Source organism: Paraburkholderia phenazinium, from assembly GCF_900141745.1.
In the GTDB taxonomy this organism is placed as follows: domain Bacteria; phylum Pseudomonadota; class Gammaproteobacteria; order Burkholderiales; family Burkholderiaceae; genus Paraburkholderia; species Paraburkholderia phenazinium_B.
The window spans coordinates 1859592-1880965 of sequence record NZ_FSRM01000001.1; the positions used below are offsets into that span (position 1 = coordinate 1859592).

Sequence of the window (21374 nt, forward strand, 5' to 3'; positions counted from 1 at the left end):
GCGCTGTCGACGTTATCCCGTGTGTCACCCCACACACGGAGGCTCATATGTCTGCAGCAACGCCTGATCTGATCGCACAAAAGGTGCGTATCAACCCGATCGTGATTGTCATCGGCAGCGGGGACACCACACGCTCTTTGCGTTACCGCGGCAAGCACACGCTTCATGCGGTGCTGGGGTTTTTGCGCAGCCAGCGCGAATCTCGCGCATTGGTGTACAGCCACAAGACGGATGGACAGATGCTATGGATCGACGTCCAGACCGGCGCATTCTGCAACCTGCATTAGTTGGTTTGCGCGGCGTGCGCCGGCGGGGTCATTTCACCCGCTGGCGCAGCGCGTGGACGGACGGCGCAGAGAAGGGCTTTGATGTTGCCACTGCGTACGGAGTCGTGACGCTCGACGCCTTGTTGTCGGCGATGCCGGCTGTCATAGTAGACCGTTCGACATCTACGCGACGGTGTGCCACATGAACTCCACAGACGTCCATTCAGGACCGCCCGGAACCGAACTGGGTGCGCTCTTGCGCCGATGGCGCGCCGTGCGCGACAAAAGCCAACTGGATCTGTCGCTCGACTCGGGCGTGTCGCAACGTCACATCAGCTTCATCGAAGTCGGGCGCAGCGTCCCCAGCCGGCAGATGCTGATGAATATCGCACAGGCGCTGGACGTTCCGCTGCGCGAGCGCAATACGTTGCTGCTGGCCGCAGGCTACGCGCCGGTATATCCGGACGATCCGCTGAACGCACTCGAAACGCAGAGCGTGAAGAATGCGATTCAACGCATGTTGCGCCAGCACGAACCGTATCCGGCGGTCGTGATGGACCGCTACTGGAATGTGGTGATGACCAATGATTTCGCGCCGCGCTTTTTCAACTGCTTCATCGACATGTCCGCACGCAAGGAACCGCGCAACCTTCTGCATCTGATGTTCGATCCGGACGGCATGCGGCCATTTATCGACAAATGGGAGGACGTGGCAAAGAGTCTGATCCAGCGCGTTTACCGGGAGTCCGTAGGACGCGTGATCGATGAACAAACCCAGGCGCTTCTCGCTACGCTAATGGCCTATCCAGGGACGAAGTCCGACTGGAAATCGCCTGTGGCGCTCAGCGCGGTTCCCGTCAATCCTGCGATGCCGGTGATACCGCTCAGTTTTCTGAAGGACGGTAAGCCGCTCAATTACTTCTCGATGATCACCACGGTTGGGACGCCGCAGAGCGTCGCCATGCAGGAGTTGCGTATCGAAAGCATGTTTCCCGCCGATGAGGCGACCGAGCAGTCGCACGCTCAACTGGTTGGCCACGCGTCAGCGTACTGAAAGGCACGGTCGACGAGGACTCATTGGAACCGGGCGTGGTTGCGCGAAAAGGTTCGTAGAACGAAGCTCAGGTGGATCGCTCGCGGACGATATCGCGATGCGTCAGATAAAGGCGCAGGTCAAACTCGGTCTGGTGATAGCCCGGCTGCATGAACTCGCAAAGCCGGTAAAACGCCTTGTTGTGGTCGCTTTCCTTCAGATGCGCAAGTTCGTGCACGACGATCATCTGCAGGAACTCGGGCGCGCCATCCTTGAAGAGCGACGCAATGCGGATCTCTTTCTTTGCTTTGAGCTTGCCGCCTTGAACCCGTGAGATGGTTGTGTGCAGTCCCAAAGCGTGTCGCAGAACATCGAGCTTGCTGTCGTAGAGGACCTTGTCGATCGGCGGCCCGTTGCGCACGAATTCACGCTTGAGTTCCGCGACGTACTCGTAGAGCGCGCGGTCGGTTTGCACCGGATGCCTGCTTGGATATTTGTCGGCGAGGTAGGCGGCCAGTTTCTCTTCCGCGATCAACCGGCGAACCTTGTCCTGTAGTGCGGCCGGGTAGGCGCTCAGGTATTTCAGATGCTGCATGACGAGGCGAGCAGGTCGGATGGAGGCATGGGCCGTATTGTACCGATGGCCCGCTCGCGCGCGGTTTGGCCTCCGTTTCCGCCAGCCGGTCGTCGTTCATTGTTCATGGCCGCAAGCACACACCTTAGGCGGCCCCCTGAGCGTGTTCCTGACGACCCGTCGCCAGCGCCGCCGCCCGGCATTCCTCGATCAGATCGCGGAACGTGTTCGCATTGCGCGCGTTGGCGGCTGCAGTGGTATCCGGATCGTTCTCCGATAACCCGCCGAGACCGACAATCACCGTAGCCGGCACGGGTTGATTGCGTATACGGCGCAGCAGGTTGCGCAAATACGGCGGCGACTCGGCCGCGTCGAGCGAAACGATGCAGATGATGGTCGCAGCGTCACCTTCCTGCGGGCTTCGCACTTCGCCGCGCGCCCCGCGGAATTGCTCATAGGTCGTGGCGATCGTGGTGATGTTTTGCCGTCCCAGCAGTTGCACGGCAATTGCCGCGGCCACTTCGTCGAACGCGCCGCGTCCCGAGATGCACAGCACCACGGCGTCGTCCACAGTACCCAGCGCGTCCGCGCCTTCCGGACCGCCGCCATAGTGCGGTTCGGTGCGGCCGTGAGCATGCGCGGCGTCATCGGCGACGTCAGGCGCCGGGATCCCGTCTGGCAGACCTTCGACCGTTTCGAGGTTCTCGATGATGTCGACCACCGCTTCGTTAAAGCGCACCAGTTGCTCCGCCGTCAGCACGCCGCGTAGCGCATCGTTGCGTGCAAGTCTCAGCCCTTCGAGCGCGACCTGATCGTAGTAATCGACTACCGACATCTCACCGAGCAACCGGTCTGCCTGCACAATGGCCTCGTGCGGATCGTCCGCCAGCAGCCGTTGATAGAAAGTCTGCGCCGGAGTCAGGGCCGGCTGGTCGCCGAGCAGGATCGTCAGGAAGTTGAGCCGGTCCGCATAGCGCCCCAGCGTGACGAGGCACAACGTGAGCGGCGTCGATAGCACGAGACCCACGGGCCCCCACAGCCAGCTCCAGAAGATCGCGGCCACTACGACTGCGAGCGGCGAGAGGCCGGAGCGTCGTCCATACAGATACGGCTCCGCCACCTGACCGGCCACCAGATCGACCACCACGAACAGCACCAGGGTCCACACGGCCATGGTCCACTGCGGCTGAATGGCTGCAGCAAGACACACCGCCAGCAACGCGGCAATCCAGATGCCGATATACGGCACGAAGCGCAGCAGCGCGGCGACGACTCCGAACAGCAGCGCACCCGGCACACCGATGCCCGCGAGACCGACGGCGAGCACGCCCCCTACGCTGAGATTCAGGCCCAGTTGCGCAACGAAGTAGCGGCTCAGGCGGCTCGCCGCGTCGTTGATCGCGGTGGTGGTGCGGTGCAGGTCGCGCGAGCCGAACAGGCTGATCAGACGGTCGCGCAGATCCTCGCGCTGCAGCAGGATAAAGATGGTGACCACCAGCACGATGAAGGTGGTCTCGAGTGGCGCGATAGCTGGCGAAAACGCCCGTTGGGCCAGTTGCATCGGCGTGAGCGCGGGCTCGTGAACCTCGACGGGCATGGGTGCCTGAGGCGCGTTGCGGCTGGCTTTGCCATAACCACGCGGTGCCGCGGGACGCGACGGCGCGACCCGTTGCAGCGTCAGCGCAGCCCGGCCGAGCAGGACATCGGCGCGGCCGACGGTCTTCTCCTGCACCGTCTCGATCTTTTGCTCGATGGCCACCTGATATTGCGGCAGATCAGCCGCCAACTGGACGATCTGCGATGTGATCAGCGCACCCGCACCGAGCACGATGGCCAGCGCGAAGAACACCGCGATGAAGATCGACGGCAACTGACCCATGTGCAGACGCCGCAGCGACGCCACCAGCGGGGCCAGCAGAAAGCTGAGCAGCACTGAGAGCGTGATCGGAATCAGAACTGCGCGGCCGAAATACAGCCCGCATACCACCACAACACCGGTAATCACCGAGGCGAGGCCGTGCAGGCTGGGCGAGCCCGGCGGGTACACGCGGTTTGGCCGTCCGGGGGGCGGCAACGAAATCTTCATTTTGGCGACATTCGGGTTGACGGGAAGCTTAACGGCTTCCTCAGGGATTTGAGGATACAACTGCGGAGCATAGCAATCCACACGCCCGAGGGGCAGCTTCAGGTGATGGGGCCACCTTGTGCGTTGTCGCATCAAGTGTGCTTTGACGTGGCCAGTTCGGGCTTTTGCGTTACAATGCTGGCATATACCTGTAATTTGAGCGTGCCATGAAACCTCATCCGCATACGTCTGAACAGCGTCACAAGAGCCCGAGCGTCTGCATCAACGCGGCGATCCGCCGGGCGGCGCGGCGCATGGGGCAAATCTACGACGATGCCTTCGAGGCATGCGGCCTTCGCGCAACGCAGTACTCGCTGCTGGTGCAGATCGATCGCGTCGGCACGCCCACCATGCGTGTGCTGGCCGAGCATCTCGTGATGGACCTGTCGGCGCTGGGCCACACGCTAAAACCGTTGATCCGGGATGGTCTGGTGGAACTGGTGGTAGACGAACTAGACCGCCGCAGCCGCCGCGTTCATCTGACGAAAGACGGCCGCATCAAACTGGAAGAGGCGCGGGCAATCTGGAAGAAAGTTCAGCTCAGCTTCGATGATGCCTTCGGCAAGGACGGTGCAGCGCAACTCCGGTCAACCCTCGATCTGATCGCGTCGCCGGATTTTTCGGAGCGCATGACAACCGTGTTCCATTCAATTTCGTAAACAGTTGCGCGCTTTGCGCCGATGCTGAACTTCAGACGGCGAGCCGCAGAAACCGCGATGCATCCCACAGGTGGTCGAAATGCAAAACAGGTTGCTGGTCTTGCTGTGCGTGTCTGTGCCGTCGTTCATGATCAACCTGGACTCCAACATCGTTGCGGTCTCGCTGTCTTCGATAGCACGGTCATTGCATGCGGATTTCACGGCTATCGAGTGGGTGATCAGCGCCTACACCCTTGCTTTTGCCACGCTGGTCATGCCGGCCGGGGCGCTCGCCGATCGCTTCGGTCGTAAGCGGATGCTGGTGATCGGGCTGACCGTTTTTACGGTGGCTTCCGGCATCTGCGGTGCCGCGAATTCGACGACGCTGCTCAACTACGCCCGCGCCTTGCAGGGCGTTGGCGCGGCGCTCCAGTTGAGCGCCGCACTGGCGATCCTGTCGCATAGTTTTCAGGGCAAGGAGCGCGCCAGCGCGTTTGCATTCTGGGGTTCGGTGATTGGCGTGGCCATCATGCTCGGCCCGGTGGCGGGCGGCCTGATCACGCAATACTTTGGCTGGCAGTGGGCCTTCTACGTGAACCTGCCGGTTGGCATCGCGATGATCGCGTTGACGCTGTATGCGGTGACGGAGTCGAAAGACCCGCATGCCATGCGCGTCGACACGGCTGGTGTTCTGACGTTTAGCGGATTTCTGGGGCTGCTTACGCTGGCGCTGATCTCGGGCAATCGTGCAGGATGGCTAAGCAGGCCGGTCCTCGTCGAACTGGGTGTTGCCGTCGCGATGCTGATTGCCTTTCTGGTGGTGGAGTCGGTGCAAACCAGGCCCATGGTCGATCTGAAGTATCTTGCGCGCCGCACGTATCTCGGAGCGAACATTGCGGGCGTCTCCTATGCCGTCGCTTTTCTGACGATGCTCACGTATCTGCCGTTTTTCTTTCAGAGCGCGCTCGGCTACGCGCCGCTGATCGCCGGGCTATTGATGCTGCCGCTTGCTGTGCCGTTGTTTGTCGTCCCGCGCCTGGTTGCGCTGTATCTGGACCATCGCCTGTCCGGACGTACGCTGCTCGTGATCGGCCTCGCTTGCGTGGGTGTTGGTCTCCTGCTCACGGCACTCAGAATCACGCTCTTTCATTATCCGGCGATCTTCGAAAGCATGCTGATCGCGTCTGTGGGCGCGGGTATTCTGAACGGACAGATCGCCAAAGTGGGCATGACCGTCATTCCTGTTGAGCGCGCGGGGATGGCCTCAGGCGTCTCCGGGACGATGCGCTTTAGCGGCATCGTGGTTGGCTTCGCGGCGCTGGGCGCCATTCTATTCGCGCGGATCGGCGCAAGCGTCGGCGAAGCGTTGCCTGACGTCGCTGTATCCGACCGGCTCGCGATCACGCATGCGATTGCAGACGGCAATCTCGCGTCGGCCACGGCGCTCATTCATGCGCAGGGCGGGGCGGCATCCGTTGCACAGCATAGTTTGGGCTTCGGCTACGAAGGCGTGCTGCTGGCTGCCAGTCTCGTTGCGCTGGGCGCAGCGGTGTTGTGCTGGTGGCTTGTGAGCGCGCAGGAAACTGCGCCGCACGAAGCTGCGACGGAGCAGGTGCTGGAGTTGTCGGTGGACTGATCGATGGAGTGGATTAATTCGCTCGCCGTGCCTACGGCGTACCGTTTTTGCAGTAGGTCAGGAAACCGGGGCGCTCGCTCAGCCGCTCGAAATAGTCGGTCACGGCAGGAAAATCCGGATGATCGAGCGGGGTGCTGAACCAGCGGTTCAGTGAGAGACCAATCGGGATATCCGCGAGCGAAAAATCGCGCCCGGCGATGAACGCTCCCGTCGCTTCCAACTGCCGGTTCACGATGCCGATATGTCTCGTCCAATTCTGCGACGACGCTTCGATCGCTTCTGCGTCCTGATGCGCGGGCGACTTTCTGACCAGCGCCAGGAAGGCATAACTCCATGCCCGGTTTAGCTCGGCACTTTGCCAGTCGATCCATTGGTCGACGCGCGCCCGCGCTTGCGGTTCAGCGGGATAGAGTTGCGCGCCGCCATAGCGCGAGGCCAGGTAGCGAATGATCGTATTCGATTCCCACAGCACAAAGCCGTCGTCCTTGATGACCGGCACCATTGAATTGGGGTTCAGCGCCTGAAACTCGGCCGTTTCGGTGGACCTGAAGCCGTCTCCCCAGTCTTCCTGTTCAAAAGGCAGTTGCAGCTCCGCACAGGTCCAAAGCACCTTGCGGACGTTGATCGACGTGACTTTCCCGAGTATTTGCAGCATGCGCACTCCAGATGGTGGCGGGCTGCGACATTCTAGGGGAGCGGAGCGGGAGAGGACAGATACAGTTTGGGAGGATGCAGGCGGCACATCTGGGGCGCCGTGAAGCTGAAGAGAGGGCGGAGGATCAACGGTTGATCAATCGTTGATCAACCGTTGAGCAGCAGATAACAGCCGCCGATCAGCAACACAAACGACGCCAACAAGGTGACCGCACCCATGCGAGTGATAACGCCCGGCCATTGCGCCCGGGGCAGTGCCTCGGCGCTGACAACGCTATGCACCGGCGCGGGGTCACGCCGAACGAAGAACGGCATAAGTGCGATGCAGAAGAGCACCAAGATCACGGAGAAAGCTTTGAGAGCGAACGAGAGTTCCATGGGAGCGGCAGAGTAGGATGCGCGCAAAGATTTGCGCTAAGCCTTGAATCTTAGGAATTCGCCGTGAACGCAACCATGGGACGAGTCTGAAAACACGCGCTGACCCCACTCGGACATGAGCGTCATGCTATCCTTTTCAGGTCCAGATCACGAACCGCTTCGTGACCGCCAGAAGGATCTTTCGAGGAGAACACTCAATGTCGATGCGAACCCGTGCCCTGTTTCACGTCACGTTGGGCGGATTGCTGCTGGCGGCATCCGTCGGCGCATACGCAGCGAATCTCGGCTTCCTTGGCAATACGCCGATCAGCTACATGAAGCAGCGCGACATCGACTCGGTGAAGGCGGCCGTGTTTAGCGCGCTCGATGGCAAGCAGGATGGCGAAGCCGCTACGTGGGTCAACGATGGCACGGGCAACTCCGTACACATCGACGCGACCATCACGCCGCAGAGCACCGCCAAGGACGGCGACCGCACCTGCCGCGACGTAGCCGTCGTGCTGAACGCGAAAGGGCAGTCGATGACGCTGCGCCCGCAATTCTGCCGCGCCGGCAGCGGCGCATGGCAACTCCAGAAGAAGCCTTGATGCGTGACGGCTGGAGCGCGGCCATGACGGCGTTGCCGCTCGATTTTGGCGGAGCGCCGCAACTGCGCCGCGGCGTCACAGGATGAGTGCGCGCATTGTTTCGTGCGGCATCGTGCTGCTCGATCCGCATGGACGTGTGCTGCTCGCACACGCCACCGAAACATCCCATTGGGATATCCCGAAAGGGCATGGCGAGGAGGGCGAGGCGCCGCACGTCACGGCGCTGCGCGAGATGGTCGAGGAGACCGCCCTTGTGATCGACGCGGGGCGGTTGAAGGATCTCGGCCTCTTCGTCTACCGGCGTGACAAGGATCTGCATCTGTTCGCCGCGCGCGCTCATGACGATGAGCTTGACCTCACGCGCTGCGTTTGCACGTCGATGTTTCCGCGCCGCTCGGACGGCAAGCTGATTCCCGAAATGGATGCATACCGCTGGGTCGCGCCGGACGAAGTGGAACGGTATGCGAGCCGCAGCCTGACGCGGCTGTTTCAGACCACGCTTTCGCTGGCCGAACTGCATCACACGCTGTGATGCGAGGAGCGCTCAGTCGAGCGCGCGATCGTTCGGATGCGCGAACAAGGCACGCATCGCCGCCGACATCGGAAAATTGAGATTGATCCCGTGAGGCGGAATCGGCTGTGTGAACCACACGTTGTAGAGATGCTCCGCCTCGCCCGACGTCTGCATCCGTTCGACCACACCGTTGACCAGTTCCCGCATCGGCGCATCGCCTTTGCGGAACATGCACGCGTAGACCTCATAGCCGAGCGGCGTACCTGTCACCAGGAAGTCGTCAGGATGCGCGTCAGTCGCCTTGAAGCCGTACACAATCGGTTCGTCCATCACAAAGGCCACGGCCCGATCCTGTTTGAGCGCGACAAACGCGTCCGAATGATCTCGCGCGCTGGTGATGCGCATGTTGAGATGCTTCTCGACGTTCAACTCGCGCACGAGCCGTTCGTCGGACGTCCCCGCGGTCGTTACCACCGGTTTGCCGGCCAGATCCGGGAAATCGGTGATGCCGCTGCTGCGCTTCACGAGCATGCGCACCGCGTACTGGAAGAAACTGTCGGAGAAGGCCGCTTCGCTCTCGCGTTCATGCGTGTGCGTGGTCGAACCGCATTCGAGGTCGATCTGGCTGTTTTGCAGCATCGGGATGCGATTCGACGAGGTCACCGCAACTTCGCGTATCTTGAGATCGGGCAGGCCGAGTGTTTTCTTGATCTGCTCGACGATCGCCATCGCGATGCTCTGCGAGTAGCCCACCGTGGTCTGGCCGTCGAAATAGGAGAAGGGGATCGAGGCTTCGCGCACGCCGAGCAGGACGACCCCGTCGTCGTGAACTTTCCTGAGCGTACCGGTGAGTTCCTGTGCCTGCGCGGAGCACGCGAGCCATGCCGTAGCAAGCGCGACCAGCGCGGCGCGCATGTGGGACGGATGGCAGGCTGCAAACATCATCGTTCCTCCCGGAGCGGTGTGGGCACCGTCACCCCAGTTGACCCGGCTCAATTGGTCTAGCTTACGCTGGCTTGCCCCAACTGTCTCGCAGACTCACGATGCGATTGAATACTGGCTTGCCCGGTTTCGAATCGAGGCGGTCGGCGACGAAGTAGCCATGCCGTTCGAACTGATACCGCTGTTCGGGCAGCGCGTCACGCGCACCCGGCTCCAGGTAGGCGTTGACCACCCGCTTCGAATCCGGATTAAGCGCTTCGAGGTAATCGCGGCCGCCTGCGTCCGGCTGCGGTTCCTTGAACAGACGATCGTAGATGCGCACTTCGGCCGGGCAGGCACCCACGGCGCTGACCCAGTGAATGTTGCCTTTGACCTTGTAGGTGTTCGCGCCTTCGGTGCCGGACTTGCTGTCGGGGAAGTAGTTGCAGTGGACCGCGGTCACGTTGCCGTTCTCATCCTTGTCCGCGCCCGTGCATTCGATCACATAGCCGTAACGCAGACGCACCTTGTTACCCGGGAACAGACGGAAGTAACCCTTTGGCGGCGTTTCGTTGTAATCGTCACGCTCGATCCACAGTTCGCGCGAGATCGGGAACACGCGCGTGCCGTGTTCCGGATGATGCGGGTGTACCGGCGCATTGCACTCTTCGGTGAGATCTTCGGGGTAGTTGTCGATGATCAGTTTGACCGGGTCGAGCACGGCGGCCGTGCGCGGTGCCTTGTCGTCGAGGTCGTCGCGTAGTGCGCCTTCGAACACGCTCATGTCGATCCACGAATCGACCTTCGTCACGCCGATGCGTTCGCAGAACAACTGGATCGCCTCCGGCGTGAAGCCGCGGCGGCGTACACCGACTATGGTGGGCATGCGCGGATCGTCCCAGCCGTCCACGTGACCTTCGGTGACGAGTTGCAGCAGCTTGCGCTTGCTGGTGATCGCATACGTCAGGTTCAGGCGCGAGAATTCGATCTGTTGCGGCAGCGGGCGGTTGAAGATGCCGGCTTCGGCGAGCTCGTTCAGAATCCAGTCGTACAGCGGCCGGTGGTCTTCGAACTCCAGCGTGCACAGCGAATGCGTGATGTTTTCCAGCGCGTCAGAGATGCAATGCGTGTAGTCGTACATCGGATACACGCACCACTTGTCGCCGGTGCGGTAGTGATGGGCAAAACGGATCCGGTAGATGACCGGGTCGCGCATGTTGAAGTTCGGCGACGCCATGTCGATCTTCGCGCGCAGCACGTGTTCGCCTTCCTTGAACTCGCCGGCCTTCATGCGGCGGAACAGATCGAGGTTCTCCTCCACCGAACGTTCGCGGAACGGCGAGGGCGTGCCCACTTCGGTGGCCGAGCCGCGGCTCAGGCGCATTTCTTCGGCCGACTGACTATCCACATAGGCCTTGCCGCGCTGGATCAGCAGCTCGGCAAACTCGTAGAGTTTGTCGTAATAGTCGCTTGCGTAGTAGAGGTGTTCGTTGCCGTCCTTCTTCCAATCGAAACCGAGCCATTTCACGGCGTCGATGATCGATTCGACGTACTCGACACTTTCCTTTTCCGGATTGGTGTCGTCAAAACGCAGATGGCAAATGCCGCCGTAGCTGCTCGCTACGCCGAAGTTCAGGCAGATGCTTTTAGCGTGGCCGATGTGCAGATAGCCATTCGGTTCCGGCGGGAAACGCGTTTCCACGCGCTGGCCCCACTTGCCGGAGCGGTTGTCTTCGTCAATGGTGTTGCGAATGAAATTGGATGCCGCCGGCGCGTCGTTGCGTTCAGTATTCATGCGAAGAGGAGAAAGTCGGTCGAGGGCGCGCAATGCGCTCACTTATCTGTCAATTCTACCTGACAGCTTCCCTTCCGACAGACCGCATGCGGCTGAGTGCGGCTTCCAGCCAACGTTTCAGGGCTTTTTGCGCGCGGTTGCACGGTGTAACAGGAGGTAAATCGCTTTGTTTCCGCGTGAACGGCGACCTTAGGATGCGACCGTCGCGGCGCCGGACTGGCCGCCTTGCGGGATATGAAACTTGTCTGAAAGGAATTCATGATGAACAAGGCCTTTTACGTCGGGCTGAAACGGCTCGCGGGCGCAGCGGTGCTGGGCGCAGGCTGCGTGGCGGCGCTGGTGACGGCCACGCCGGCGCTGGCGAAAAGTGCGGAACCGAAGCCGGTTCTGGACGGCTCGGCTGCAGCGGTTCCCGATCAGTACAGCGCCAGCACTGCGCAGCAGATTTTTGCGCAGGGTGGAAATGCCGTGGACGCTGCGGTTGCGATTGCGTTCACTTTGGCCGTGACCGATCCCGACGCCGGCGGTCTTGGCGGCGGTGGATTCATGACGCTGTACGTCGGCGGCAAACCGTATTTCCTCGATTATCTTGAACGGGCGCCGCAGCGGGCGACGCGCGATATGTACCTCGACGACAAGGGCCATCCGGTTGCAGGCATGAGCACGGTGGGCTTTCGCGCGGTGGCCGTGCCGGGCACGGTTGATGGCTTGTGGGAGGCGCAGCGGCGCTTCGGCAAGCTGAAGTGGAAACAGGTGCTGGCACCGGCGATCCGCTATGCAACGGACGGCTTCAAGGTCGACTCGCGGCTCGCGAAGAGTCGCGCCGACGCCGCGCCGGCGTTTGCCGGCAAGACCGATTTCGACGCCTATTTCGCCAACCTGAAGGCGGGCGTCAATTTTCAGCAGCCCGAACTGGCCCAGACGCTTTCGCGGATTGCCAGTGACGGCGGTCGCGAATTCTATGAAGGTCAGACGGCCGATCTGGTGGTGAAGCAGATGCTTGGCCATGGCCTCCTCGGCAAACAGGATCTGCAGCAGTACAAGGCGGTCTGGCGCGAACCGCTCCGTGCCGACTGGAACGGGTATCAGATTGTCACCGCGCCGCCGCCCAGCTCGGGCGGTGTCGGGCTGATCCAGATGCTCAAGATGAAGGCCGATCTGAAGCAGAACTTCGACGGCCTTGCGCTGAATTCGGCGCCGTATATCCACCTGATCGCACAGATCGAGGACCGGGTGTTTGCCGACCGCGAGCAATACATGGACGATCCCTATGCGACGCCAGTACCGGTCGACAAGCTGCTTGACGATGCTTATCTTGCGCACCGTGCTGGCGAAGTGAGCGCCGATGAGGTGCCGGGCGCGGCGCCCGTGAAACCGGGTCTTGCTGGCGGGACGTTAGAAAAGCCGCAGACGACGCACTTCTCGGTGGTGGACAAATGGGGCAACGCGGTCTCGAACACCTATACGCTGAACGGCTCGTTCGGTTCCGGCGTGGTGGTGGATGGCGGCGGTTTCCTGCTCAACGATCAGATGGACGACTTCATCACCAGGCCCGCTGGCGTGTCGGCGAGCGCCGCGTCGCCAGTTACCGCTAGTGCTCCGTCGGCGGCGAGCGCGAGCATACCGGCATCCGCTAGCGATCCGACGGCCGGAAGCGGGACCGAGACGGCGGTCACGGAGCGGCCTGCTACGGTTGCCGACGGTCCGAACACGATCGCGGCTGGCCGTCGGCCCCTGTCGTCGATGACGCCCACCATCCTTTTGAAGGATGGCAAGGTGGCGCTCGTGATCGGCACACCGGGCGGCTCGCGGATCTTCACGACGATTTTCCAGGTGATGACGGATATTTACGACTTCGGCATGTCGCCGGCCGATGCGCAGGCCGCGATGCGCTTCCATCATCAATTGCTGCCGCAAAAGACCATCTACTGGGAGCCGTATCATCCCATTACTGGCGAACTGGCTGACCAGCTGAAGGCCAAGGGCTATACGCTCAGCGGCCAGTCGTTCAACGGCGATGTGCAGTTGATTCGCGTCGAAGGCACGACCCCACAACCGGCGGCCGACCCGCGCGGTGCAGGCGTAGGCGGGGTATTCCAGTAGGGCTCGCGGCTGGGGCTGGGCCGTGCGCCCCGTGCGCCGCCCGGCTCTCAGATCACCGCTTGCGCGCGCAACGCTGCAATCCGGTCCTCGTCATAGCCCAGCACGTCGCGCAGGACGGTCTCGGTATGCTCGCCGAGCGTGGGCGGGTGTGTCAGCGCCTGCGGTGGCGTGCCGCTCATGTTGATCGGATTGCGCACCAGCTTCACGTTGCCGCCGGACGGATGCGGCAGATCGACCCGCATGCCGCGCGCCACCACCTGCTCGTTCTCGAACACCTCGGCCAGATCGTTGATCGGACCGCATGGAACGCCGGCCGCCTCGAGCGCCGCAATCCATTGCTGCTTGCCGAGCGTGCGGACCATCTCCGCGAGGATCGGCACCAGCGTATCGCGATTGCGCACGCGCGCAGGGTTGGTGGCGAAGCGCTCGTCGTCGGCCAACTCTGCGCGGCCACCGGCTTCGACGAATTTGCGAAATTGCCCGTCGTTGCCGACCGCGACGATGATCCAGCCGTCGCTCGTCTGGAAGGTCTGGTAGGGCACGATGTTCGGATGCGCGTTGCCCCAGCGTGCCGGCGGCTGACCGCTCGCGAGGAAATTCGAGTTCATGTTCGCCAGCATCGCAACCTGTACGTCGAGCAGCGCCATGTCGATGTACTGGCCTTCGCCCGTGCGGTCGCGATGCGTGAGTGCGGTCAGCACGGCAACGGTCGAATACATGCCGGTCATCAGATCGGCGATCGCCACGCCGGCCTTTTGCGGACCGCCGCCCGGCAAGCCGTCGCGCTCGCCGGTGATGCTCATGAAACCGCCGATACCCTGCACGATGAAGTCATAGCCTGCCCGTTGCGCGTACGGACCGGTTTGACCGAAGCCGGTCACGGAGCAGTAGATGAGGTCCGGCTTGATTTCCTTCAGCGACGCGTAGTCGAGGCCGTATTTCTGCAACTGGCCGACCTTGTAGTTTTCCATCACCACGTCGCTCTGCGCGGCCAGTTCGCGAATGATGCGCTGCCCTTCGGGGGTGGCGATATCCACGGTCACCGAGCGCTTGTTGCGATTCGCCGCGAGGTAGTAGGCGGCCTCGTGAGTATCGGCGCCGTCTGGCGTTTTGAGGTATGGGGGCCCCCAGTGGCGGGTGTCGTCGCCGACCTCCGGGCGTTCGATCTTGATGACGTCCGCGCCGAAGTCGGCGAGCGTTTGCGCGCACCACGGGCCGGCGAGCACGCGAGTGAGGTCCAGCACGCGGATATGACTGAGAGCGCCCATATTGTGTCGATGTCTCCAGTGTCGGCCGGGGTTGGCGCTTCAGCGCTTGCTCCGGTCCCATGCAAAATTGTTGCGGTTGGCCAGACTGCGAAGCCGATGCGCCCGCAGTGGCGCGCTTGGGTGTCGATGCAATGGCATTGCAGCGTCGATGTCCGGAATCTTAAGCGATTCCCGCGTTCAGGCCCATTCGGCCGAATGGCATAGGTCGAACGACACGCCCCGAAACATGGCGCCCGCTGCCAAAACCTGGCCGAACGGCTAATCCTGCGCTCTGGCGGCGCTGCGCCGCCTCGCAAGGGCGCCGATCCCGTATAATCAGTCGTTTAAGCAACAATCGGTTGGCGCATTCCAGGTGTCTCTCCCGGATGTCGCCAGATCCAGTCAGGACCGTCCCCAGTACGCTATGAAAGCCGCCGAAATCCGCGAGAAATTCCTCAAGTTCTTCGAATCGAAGGGCCATACGATCGTTCGCTCGTCGAGCCTTGTGCCCGGCAACGACCCCACGCTGCTCTTCACCAATTCGGGGATGGTGCAGTTCAAAGACGTGTTCCTCGGCGCGGAATCGCGTCCGTACTCGCGCGCTACGACGGCGCAGCGCAGCGTGCGCGCGGGCGGCAAGCACAACGACCTCGAAAACGTCGGCTACACGGCCCGCCACCACACGTTCTTCGAGATGCTCGGCAACTTCTCGTTTGGCGACTACTTCAAGCGCGACGCAATCCACTACGCGTGGGAACTGCTGACAGGCGTGTACCAGCTGCCCAAAGACAAGCTCTGGGTCACCGTCTATCAGGAAGACGACGAGGCCTATGACATCTGGGCGAAGGAAGTGGGCGTGCCGACCGAGCGGATCATCCGCATTGGCGACAACAAGGGCGCGCGCTACGCGTCGGACAATTTCTGGCAGATGGCCGATGTTGGTCCCTGCGGCCCGTGCTCGGAAATCTTCTATGACCACGGCCCGGAAGTATGGGGCGGCCCGCCGGGATCGCCCGAGGAAGACGGCGACCGCTACATCGAGATCTGGAATCTCGTGTTCATGCAGTTCAGCCGTGACGCGCAAGGCACGCTGACGCCGCTGCCCAAGCAGTGCGTCGACACCGGCATGGGTCTCGAGCGGATCGCAGCCGTCCTGCAGCACGTGCACAGCAACTACGAGATCGACCTGTTCCAGGCGCTCATCAAGGCAGCGGGCCGCGAAACCGGTGTGGCCGATCTCACGAACAACTCGCTGAAGGTGATCGCCGATCACATCCGCGCGTGTTCGTTCCTGATCGTCGACGGCGTGATTCCGGGCAACGAAGGCCGCGGCTACGTGCTGCGCCGTATTGTGCGCCGCGCGATCCGTCATGGCTACAAGCTTGGCAAGAAGGGTTCGTTCTTCAATCGTCTGGTGCCGGATCTGGTCGCACAGATGGGCGAGGCTTACCCGGAACTGAAGGACGCAGAACAACGCGTGACCGACGTGCTGCGTCAGGAGGAAGAGCGCTTCTTCGAGACCATCGAGCACGGCATGTCGATCCTCGAAAGCGCACTGGCCGATCTGGACGCAAAGGGTGGCAAGACACTCGACGGCGAACTCGCATTCAAGCTGCACGACACCTACGGCTTCCCGCTCGACCTGACGGCAGACGTGTGCCGCGAACGCGAAGTGACGGTAGATGAAGCCGCGTTCGACGAAGCCATGGCCCGCCAGCGTGACCAGGCTCGCGCGGCCGGCAAGTTCAAGATGGCCCAGGGCCTCGAATATTCGGGCGCAAAAACCACGTTCCACGGCTACGAAGAAATCGTCTTCGACGACGCGAAGGTGATCGCGCTTTACGTGGATGGCGCATCGGTCAAGGAAGCGACTCAGGGCCAGCAGGCGGTGGTCGTGCTGGACCACACGCCGTTCTACGCGGAATCGGGCGGCCAGGTCGGCGACGCAGGCGTGCTGGCCAACGCGAGCGTGCGATTCGCGGTGGTGGACACGCTGAAGGTGCAAGCCGATGTGGTCGGCCATCACGGCACGCTCGAGCAGGGCACGCTGAAGGTTGGCGACGTCGTGAAGGCGGAAATCGACGCAGTGCGGCGCGCACGCACCGAGCGCAACCACTCGGCCACCCACCTGATGCACAAGGCGCTGCGCGAAGTACTGGGTACGCACGTGCAACAGAAGGGTTCACTCGTCGACGCCGACAAGACCCGCTTCGACTTCGCGCACAACGCGCCGATGACGGACGAACAGATCCGTCAGGTCGAAGCCATCGTCAATGCCGAATTACTGGCGAATGCGCCGGGCATCGTGCGCGTGATGCCGTTCGACGAAGCCGTGAAGGGCGGCGCCATGGCGCTGTTCGGCGAGAAGTACGGCGACGAAGTGCGTGTGCTGGACCTTGGCTTCTCGCGCGAGCTGTGCGGCGGGACGCACGTGCAACGCACTGGAGATATCGGCTTCTTCAAGATCGTGATGGAAGGTGGCGTTGCGGCTGGTATCCGTCGCGTGGAAGCGATCACCGGCGACAACGCGGTGCGCTACGTGCAGGAACTCGACGCTCGCATCAATTCGGCCGCAGCTGCGCTGAAAGCGCAGCCTGCGGAGCTCACGCAACGGATCGTTCAGGTGCAGGACCAGGTGAAGGCGCTGGAGAAGGAACTCGGCGCGCTCAAGTCGAAGATGGCTTCGAGCCAGGGCGACGAACTGGTTAGCCAGGCAATTGAAGTCGCGGGTGTGCACGTGCTGGCCGCGACCCTCGACGGTGCGGACGTCAAGACGCTGCGCGAAACGGTCGACAAGCTGAAGGACAAGCTGAAGAGCGCGGCTATCGTGCTGGCTTCGGTGGAAGGCGGCAAGGTCAGCCTGATCGCTGGCGTGACGGCGGACGCGAGCAAGAAGGTGAAGGCCGGCGAACTCGTCAACTTCGTGGCGCAGCAGGTGGGCGGCAAAGGCGGTGGCCGTCCCGATATGGCGCAGGCGGGCGGCACCGAGCCGGCGAATCTGCCGGCAGCGTTGGCCGGCGTGAAGGGCTGGGTGGAAGCCCAGTTGTAAGCGCTGATTTAAGCCATCCGGAGCAAGCCAGCGGGAGCGCCCGTGTGTGTGGCTGTAGCTCCGAAACAAAAGAGCCGCGAGCGTAAAAACTCGCGGCTCTTTTGTTTTCCGTGCGGTGACGGAGTGGGCGCGGTGCAGTGGACGTAGTCGTAGCCATGACACCAGGCGTTGCAACCCGACCATCGCTCCAGCGGTCAGGCCGCCGTCGGCAACCCTACCTCGACTTGTCCACCCACTGGCTCCGCCAGATTGCTGCTGGCCAGCAAGGTCTCGCGCAGCGCTTTGAGCGCAGACGAGAAATGCCCGCGTCGCCAGACGAGCAGCGTATCAACGATGCCCAGGTCGTCGAGCGAATGAACCGCGATGTTGTTCATATCGTGCTGCAGGTCGAGCACCGAGCGTGGCGCGACAGCTACGCCCGCGCCCGCCGCTACACACGCGACGATCGCATGATAGGAACCGAGCTCCAGCACCCGCGCCGGGCGGATGCCATGCTCCATGTACCACTTCTCGACATAGCTGCGATACGCGCAGCCGCGCTCGAATGCAATCAGCGTCGACAGCGCGATGTCGCGTCCCTCGCGAATCGGCCGATGGCCGCGCGGCGTCAGCATCACCAGTTCTTCGCGAAACACCGGCACGGATTCGAATAACTCGCCATCCCAGCCGGGGGCGAGCGGGGTGGCGATCAACGCGGCGTCCACTTCGAAAGCCCGCACCCGCTCGATCAAACGACCGCTCGTCCCGGTTTCCAGTTCAAGCCCGACCTCCGGCCAGCGCTGGTGATATTGCGCGAGCAGCTCCGGCAGACGGCTTGCCGCCGCGCTTTCCATGGTGCCCAGCCGCAGCCGGCCGCTCGGATGATCTTCGCGTAGCGCCTGACGTGCTTCGTCGGCGAGTGCCAGCAGCCGTTCGGCATAGGGCAGCAGGGTTTCACCGGCGGGCGTCAGCACCAGCCTGCGGCCGTCGCGGATGAACAGTTCGGTGCCGAGCTGCTCTTCGAGTTGCTTGATGCGGGTGGTCACGTTCGACTGCACCCGGTTGAGCTTCGCGGCAGCGCGCGTGACGCCGTTCTCGCGCACTACGGCGCGAAAAATGGTCAGTGCGGCCAGATCCATGGTTCTCTCCAAGAGATCATTGGTATCTATATTATTCATTTTTTGTGATTGAAGCGTCAAGCTATGATGGGTTCAAGGCGCTGGTGCATCGCATTTGTTGCGCCCGGCCCCGCAATCTGGCCGCGTTTGACCCCTTTCGAAGTCAGCCACATGGACAATCTCGCCTCAACTCGCCCACTCGTCGCGTCGGCCGGATCTCACCCGGCCCGCGAGGCCGCAATCGCCTGCATGGTCGTGTTGGCGGTGGCGCTCGGTATTGGCCGCTTTGCCTTTACGCCGCTCTTGCCGCTGATGCTGCATGGCGGCGGACTCGACATCCGTCACGGCGGCTGGCTTGCGTCGTGCAATTACGCCGGCTACTTTGCCGGTGCGCTCGCCTGCGCGGCGCTGCGCGTCGAACCGGCGCGGATGGTGCGCGTGGGGCTCGCCTTGACCGTGCTGCTGACCCTGGCGATGGGCCTGACTAGCCACTTCTGGGTCTGGGCAATCGTGCGCTTCGCTGCCGGCGCGGTCAGCGCGTGGACCTTTGTGTTCGCGTCGCAATGGGGATTGCGGCGGCTCGCCGAACTGGGCGCACATGGGTGGGGCGGAGTGATCTACACGGGGCCCGGGTTTGGAATCATTGCGACCGGGTTGTTCGTGAGTGCTGCGGGACGCCTCGGGGCCACGGTGGGTTGGCTGGGATTTGGGATCGCGGCAGCGGTGCTGTCCGCGCTGGTCTGGCGGGTGTTTGTTGCTGTGCCCACCGGGCCGGGCGCGGCGGTATCTGCAGCCGGCAATGGCGGAAACGACGCTAGTCACCCAACCCATTCGACTTCGCCCACAGCCTCTGCAACGACCTCCTCGACTAATCCCCCGCATCGTGCCGACGCCTTCTGGCTAGTCGTGCTGTACGGCGTGCCGGGCTTCGGCTACATCATCACGGCGACCTTTCTGCCGGTGATCGCCCATCATGCGCTGCCCGGCTCCGCCTGGCCCGATCTGTTCTGGCCGATGTTCGGCCTCGCGCTGATCGCGGGCGCACTGGGCGCCGCGCGTCTGCCGCACCACTGGGACAATCGGACCCTGCTGGCCGCCTGTTACGTCCTGCAGGCGGCGGGCGTGGCCCTCGGCATTGTCTGGCCGACGGCCGGCGGCTTCGGGCTCGGTAGTATGTTAATCGGGCTGCCGTTCACCGCCATCACCCTGTTTGCGATGCGCGAGGCGCGCCGCCTGCGTGGCGATCACGCGGCCGGCCTGATGGGCTACGCGACTGCGGCCTACGGCGTCGGACAGATCATCGGGCCGCTGGTGGCGGCCCCAATCGCCGTCCATACCGGGTCATTCTCCCTTGCGTTGTGGCTGGCGGCAGGCGCTCTGCTGCTCGGCGCGCTCGGACTGATGTGGGTGGCTTACCGGCCAAACAGGCCAAACAGGCCAAACGGACCAAACAGGTCGCAGCAGGCGTAGCCGACGCATCCGCCACCGCCACCGCCACCGCCACCGCCACCGCCTCGCTAAAGCATCCCGTAATCTGACTGGCGAAAAACAATTTACTGGCTGGCGCACTAAAATGACCGCTTTCCGGTCATCTCTCCAGCGTCCGTCGCCGGGCGCGTCGCCAGCCATGCAACATTTCGCCTCCGATAACTACGCGGGTATCTGTCCCGAAGCGCTCAATGCGCTGATCGCCGCCAACAATAGCGGCCACGAACCCGCGTACGGCGACGACTCCTGGACCCAGCGGGTCTGTGACCGCTTGCGTGACCTGTTCCAGACCGACTGCGAAGCGTTCTTCGTCTTCAACGGCACCGCGGCCAATTCGCTCGCGCTCGCTTCGCTGTGCCAGTCGTATCACTCGGTGATCTGCCATGAACTGGCGCATATCGAAACCGACGAGTGCGGCGGCCCGGAATTCTTCTCGAACGGCTCGAAACTGCTGACCGCGCCGGGAGTTGGCGGCAAGCTGACGCCCGATGCAATCGAAGCCGTCGTGACGCGCCGTGCCGATATCCACTATCCGAAGCCGAAGGTCGTGACGCTCACGCAATCCACCGAAGTGGGCACCGTCTATAGCGTCGAAGAAGTGCGCGCGATTGCCGCGATTGCCAAGCGTCGTCACCTGAAGGTTCATATGGATGGTGCGCGCTTCGCCAACGCAGTGGCCGCGCTCGACGTGCATCCATCCGAGATCACGTGGCGCGCGGGCGTCGACGTGCTGTGCTTCGGCGGCACGAAGAACGGCTTGCCGGTCGGCGAGGTGGTGGTGTTCTTCGACCGCGCGCTCGCTGACGATTTCGCGTATCGCCTCAAGCAAGCCGGACAACTCGCCTCGAAGATGCGCTTCATCTCCGCGCCCTGGCTGGGCCTGCTCGACGGCGATGTGTGGCTGCGTAACGCGCGCCACGCGAACGCGATGGCGAAATTGCTGGAAACCCGCCTCGCCGAGATTCCTGGCGTGAGCATCATGTTCCCGACTGAATCGAACGCGGTGTTCGCGCAGTTGCCCGCGCCGGTCGCGAAGGCGATGCGCTCGCACGGCTGGAAGTTCTACGAATTCATCGGCGCGGGTGGCTGCCGGCTGATGTGCGCGTGGGATACCCAACCCGACACCGTCGAGCGCTTTGCGGCCCAGGTGCGCGAACTCTGCGCCGCGTGAGCGCCCGAAGAATGCCGCGAGAAATCCACATAACCGCTGTGTGGTTGCGCCGCGCGTTGGGCGGCTTGACCATCGGCGATGTGTGCGCTGAATCAGCA

The 21374-nt window shown here is 62.7% G+C and carries 18 protein-coding genes; 10 read left to right on the forward strand and 8 right to left on the reverse strand.

Annotated elements, in window-relative coordinates:
- Positions 1 to 47: 47 nt before the first annotated feature.
- Both BUS06_RS08710 and BUS06_RS08715 read left to right on the forward strand, forming a co-directional pair.
- Positions 48 to 287 (forward strand): hypothetical protein, encoded by a 240-nt coding sequence (locus tag BUS06_RS08710; protein WP_074263909.1) that lies wholly within the window; start codon positions 48 to 50, stop codon positions 285 to 287.
- A 181-nt stretch (positions 288 to 468) separates the two neighbouring features.
- Positions 469 to 1320, forward strand: coding sequence for a helix-turn-helix domain-containing protein (locus BUS06_RS08715; protein WP_074263910.1), 852 nt, complete (start codon positions 469 to 471; stop codon positions 1318 to 1320).
- A gap of 67 nt (positions 1321 to 1387) precedes the next feature.
- Here BUS06_RS08715 and BUS06_RS08720 read toward each other — a convergent pair whose 3' ends face one another.
- Both BUS06_RS08720 and BUS06_RS08725 read right to left on the reverse strand, forming a co-directional pair.
- Positions 1388 to 1894, reverse strand: a complete 507-nt coding sequence (locus tag BUS06_RS08720) for a YgjP-like metallopeptidase domain-containing protein (protein ID WP_074263911.1) — start codon at positions 1892 to 1894, stop codon at positions 1388 to 1390.
- Positions 1895 to 2018: 124 nt separating this feature from the next.
- Positions 2019 to 3959 (reverse strand): AI-2E family transporter, encoded by a 1941-nt coding sequence (locus tag BUS06_RS08725; protein ID WP_074263912.1) that lies wholly within the window; start codon positions 3957 to 3959, stop codon positions 2019 to 2021.
- Between the two features lie 206 nt (positions 3960 to 4165).
- Here BUS06_RS08725 and BUS06_RS08730 point away from each other — a divergent pair, with 206 nt between their 5' ends.
- Together BUS06_RS08730 and BUS06_RS08735 are read left to right on the forward strand one after the other, a co-directional pair.
- On the forward strand, positions 4166 to 4657 hold the full coding sequence (locus tag BUS06_RS08730) for a MarR family winged helix-turn-helix transcriptional regulator (RefSeq protein WP_217272800.1): 492 nt from the start codon (positions 4166 to 4168) through the stop codon (positions 4655 to 4657).
- 79 nt (positions 4658 to 4736) lie between these two features.
- Entirely contained in the window at positions 4737 to 6272 is a 1536-nt protein-coding gene (locus BUS06_RS08735) for an MFS transporter (protein WP_074265976.1), read from the forward strand.
- Between the two features lie 31 nt (positions 6273 to 6303).
- Here the strand turns inward: BUS06_RS08735 and BUS06_RS08740 are convergent, their stop codons facing one another.
- Together BUS06_RS08740 and BUS06_RS08745 are read right to left on the reverse strand one after the other, a co-directional pair.
- Positions 6304 to 6927 (reverse strand): glutathione S-transferase family protein, encoded by a 624-nt coding sequence (locus BUS06_RS08740; protein WP_074263913.1) that lies wholly within the window; start codon positions 6925 to 6927, stop codon positions 6304 to 6306.
- Positions 6928 to 7073: 146 nt separating this feature from the next.
- Positions 7074 to 7304 carry a hypothetical protein gene (locus tag BUS06_RS08745; protein ID WP_074263914.1) on the reverse strand — a complete coding sequence of 77 codons (231 nt, stop codon included), beginning with the start codon at positions 7302 to 7304 and terminating at the stop codon, positions 7074 to 7076.
- Between the two features lie 197 nt (positions 7305 to 7501).
- On the opposite strand from BUS06_RS08745, the gene BUS06_RS08750 reads away from it, so the two are divergent.
- Both BUS06_RS08750 and BUS06_RS08755 read left to right on the forward strand, forming a co-directional pair.
- Complete coding sequence (locus BUS06_RS08750; RefSeq protein ID WP_074263915.1) at positions 7502 to 7891, forward strand: RT0821/Lpp0805 family surface protein; 390 nt, start codon at positions 7502 to 7504, stop codon at positions 7889 to 7891.
- An 82-nt stretch (positions 7892 to 7973) separates the two neighbouring features.
- Complete coding sequence (locus BUS06_RS08755; protein ID WP_074263916.1) at positions 7974 to 8423, forward strand: NUDIX hydrolase; 450 nt, start codon at positions 7974 to 7976, stop codon at positions 8421 to 8423.
- 12 nt (positions 8424 to 8435) lie between these two features.
- On the opposite strand, the gene BUS06_RS08760 is transcribed toward BUS06_RS08755, so the two are convergent.
- Positions 8436 to 9320 carry a transporter substrate-binding domain-containing protein gene (locus BUS06_RS08760; RefSeq protein WP_074265977.1) on the reverse strand — a complete coding sequence of 295 codons (885 nt, stop codon included), beginning with the start codon at positions 9318 to 9320 and terminating at the stop codon, positions 8436 to 8438.
- Between the two features lie 91 nt (positions 9321 to 9411).
- Positions 9412 to 11121, reverse strand: a complete 1710-nt coding sequence (locus tag BUS06_RS08765; protein WP_074263917.1) for a glutamine--tRNA ligase/YqeY domain fusion protein — start codon at positions 11119 to 11121, stop codon at positions 9412 to 9414.
- Between the two features lie 258 nt (positions 11122 to 11379).
- Here BUS06_RS08765 and ggt point away from each other — a divergent pair, with 258 nt between their 5' ends.
- Positions 11380 to 13224, forward strand: coding sequence for a gamma-glutamyltransferase (gene ggt, locus BUS06_RS08770; protein WP_083611368.1), 1845 nt, complete (start codon positions 11380 to 11382; stop codon positions 13222 to 13224).
- A gap of 47 nt (positions 13225 to 13271) precedes the next feature.
- On the opposite strand, the gene BUS06_RS08775 is transcribed toward ggt, so the two are convergent.
- A complete protein-coding gene (locus tag BUS06_RS08775) occupies positions 13272 to 14492 on the reverse strand; it encodes a CaiB/BaiF CoA transferase family protein (RefSeq protein ID WP_074263918.1) in 1221 nt (406 codons plus the stop codon).
- A 403-nt stretch (positions 14493 to 14895) separates the two neighbouring features.
- Between BUS06_RS08775 and alaS the strand changes: the two genes are divergently transcribed.
- On the forward strand, positions 14896 to 17520 hold the full coding sequence (gene alaS / locus BUS06_RS08780) for an alanine--tRNA ligase (RefSeq protein ID WP_074263919.1): 2625 nt from the start codon (positions 14896 to 14898) through the stop codon (positions 17518 to 17520).
- 194 nt (positions 17521 to 17714) lie between these two features.
- On the opposite strand, the gene BUS06_RS08785 is transcribed toward alaS, so the two are convergent.
- Positions 17715 to 18638, reverse strand: a complete 924-nt coding sequence (locus BUS06_RS08785) for a LysR family transcriptional regulator (RefSeq protein ID WP_074263920.1) — start codon at positions 18636 to 18638, stop codon at positions 17715 to 17717.
- Positions 18639 to 18788: 150 nt separating this feature from the next.
- On the opposite strand from BUS06_RS08785, the gene BUS06_RS08790 reads away from it, so the two are divergent.
- Positions 18789 to 20087, forward strand: coding sequence for a YbfB/YjiJ family MFS transporter (locus BUS06_RS08790; protein ID WP_074265979.1), 1299 nt, complete (start codon positions 18789 to 18791; stop codon positions 20085 to 20087).
- 157 nt (positions 20088 to 20244) lie between these two features.
- On the forward strand, positions 20245 to 21276 hold the full coding sequence (locus tag BUS06_RS08795; RefSeq protein WP_074265980.1) for a threonine aldolase family protein: 1032 nt from the start codon (positions 20245 to 20247) through the stop codon (positions 21274 to 21276).
- The last annotated feature ends 98 nt before the right edge of the window (positions 21277 to 21374 follow it).

What these genes read in the sequence shown, in the direction of transcription:
- BUS06_RS08760 (WP_074265977.1), bottom strand. Translation starts at nt 9,320, where the DNA reads ATGCGCGCCGCGCTGGTCGCGCTTGCTACGGCATGGCTCGCGTGCTCC.
- BUS06_RS08755 (WP_074263916.1), top strand. Translation starts at nt 7,974, where the DNA reads ATGAGTGCGCGCATTGTTTCGTGCGGCATCGTGCTGCTCGATCCGCAT.
- alaS (WP_074263919.1), top strand. Translation starts at nt 14,896, where the DNA reads ATGAAAGCCGCCGAAATCCGCGAGAAATTCCTCAAGTTCTTCGAATCG.
- BUS06_RS08740 (WP_074263913.1), bottom strand. Translation starts at nt 6,927, where the DNA reads ATGCTGCAAATACTCGGGAAAGTCACGTCGATCAACGTCCGCAAGGTG.
- BUS06_RS08775 (WP_074263918.1), bottom strand. Translation starts at nt 14,492, where the DNA reads ATGGGCGCTCTCAGTCATATCCGCGTGCTGGACCTCACTCGCGTGCTC.
- ggt (WP_083611368.1), top strand. Translation starts at nt 11,380, where the DNA reads ATGATGAACAAGGCCTTTTACGTCGGGCTGAAACGGCTCGCGGGCGCA.
- BUS06_RS08765 (WP_074263917.1), bottom strand. Translation starts at nt 11,121, where the DNA reads ATGAATACTGAACGCAACGACGCGCCGGCGGCATCCAATTTCATTCGC.
- BUS06_RS08725 (WP_074263912.1), bottom strand. Translation starts at nt 3,959, where the DNA reads ATGAAGATTTCGTTGCCGCCCCCCGGACGGCCAAACCGCGTGTACCCG.
- BUS06_RS08785 (WP_074263920.1), bottom strand. Translation starts at nt 18,638, where the DNA reads ATGGATCTGGCCGCACTGACCATTTTTCGCGCCGTAGTGCGCGAGAAC.
- BUS06_RS08745 (WP_074263914.1), bottom strand. Translation starts at nt 7,304, where the DNA reads ATGGAACTCTCGTTCGCTCTCAAAGCTTTCTCCGTGATCTTGGTGCTC.
- BUS06_RS08715 (WP_074263910.1), top strand. Translation starts at nt 469, where the DNA reads ATGAACTCCACAGACGTCCATTCAGGACCGCCCGGAACCGAACTGGGT.
- BUS06_RS08710 (WP_074263909.1), top strand. Translation starts at nt 48, where the DNA reads ATGTCTGCAGCAACGCCTGATCTGATCGCACAAAAGGTGCGTATCAAC.
- BUS06_RS08750 (WP_074263915.1), top strand. Translation starts at nt 7,502, where the DNA reads ATGTCGATGCGAACCCGTGCCCTGTTTCACGTCACGTTGGGCGGATTG.
- BUS06_RS08730 (WP_217272800.1), top strand. Translation starts at nt 4,166, where the DNA reads ATGAAACCTCATCCGCATACGTCTGAACAGCGTCACAAGAGCCCGAGC.
- BUS06_RS08720 (WP_074263911.1), bottom strand. Translation starts at nt 1,894, where the DNA reads ATGCAGCATCTGAAATACCTGAGCGCCTACCCGGCCGCACTACAGGAC.
- BUS06_RS08795 (WP_074265980.1), top strand. Translation starts at nt 20,245, where the DNA reads ATGCAACATTTCGCCTCCGATAACTACGCGGGTATCTGTCCCGAAGCG.
- BUS06_RS08735 (WP_074265976.1), top strand. Translation starts at nt 4,737, where the DNA reads ATGCAAAACAGGTTGCTGGTCTTGCTGTGCGTGTCTGTGCCGTCGTTC.
- BUS06_RS08790 (WP_074265979.1), top strand. Translation starts at nt 18,789, where the DNA reads ATGGACAATCTCGCCTCAACTCGCCCACTCGTCGCGTCGGCCGGATCT.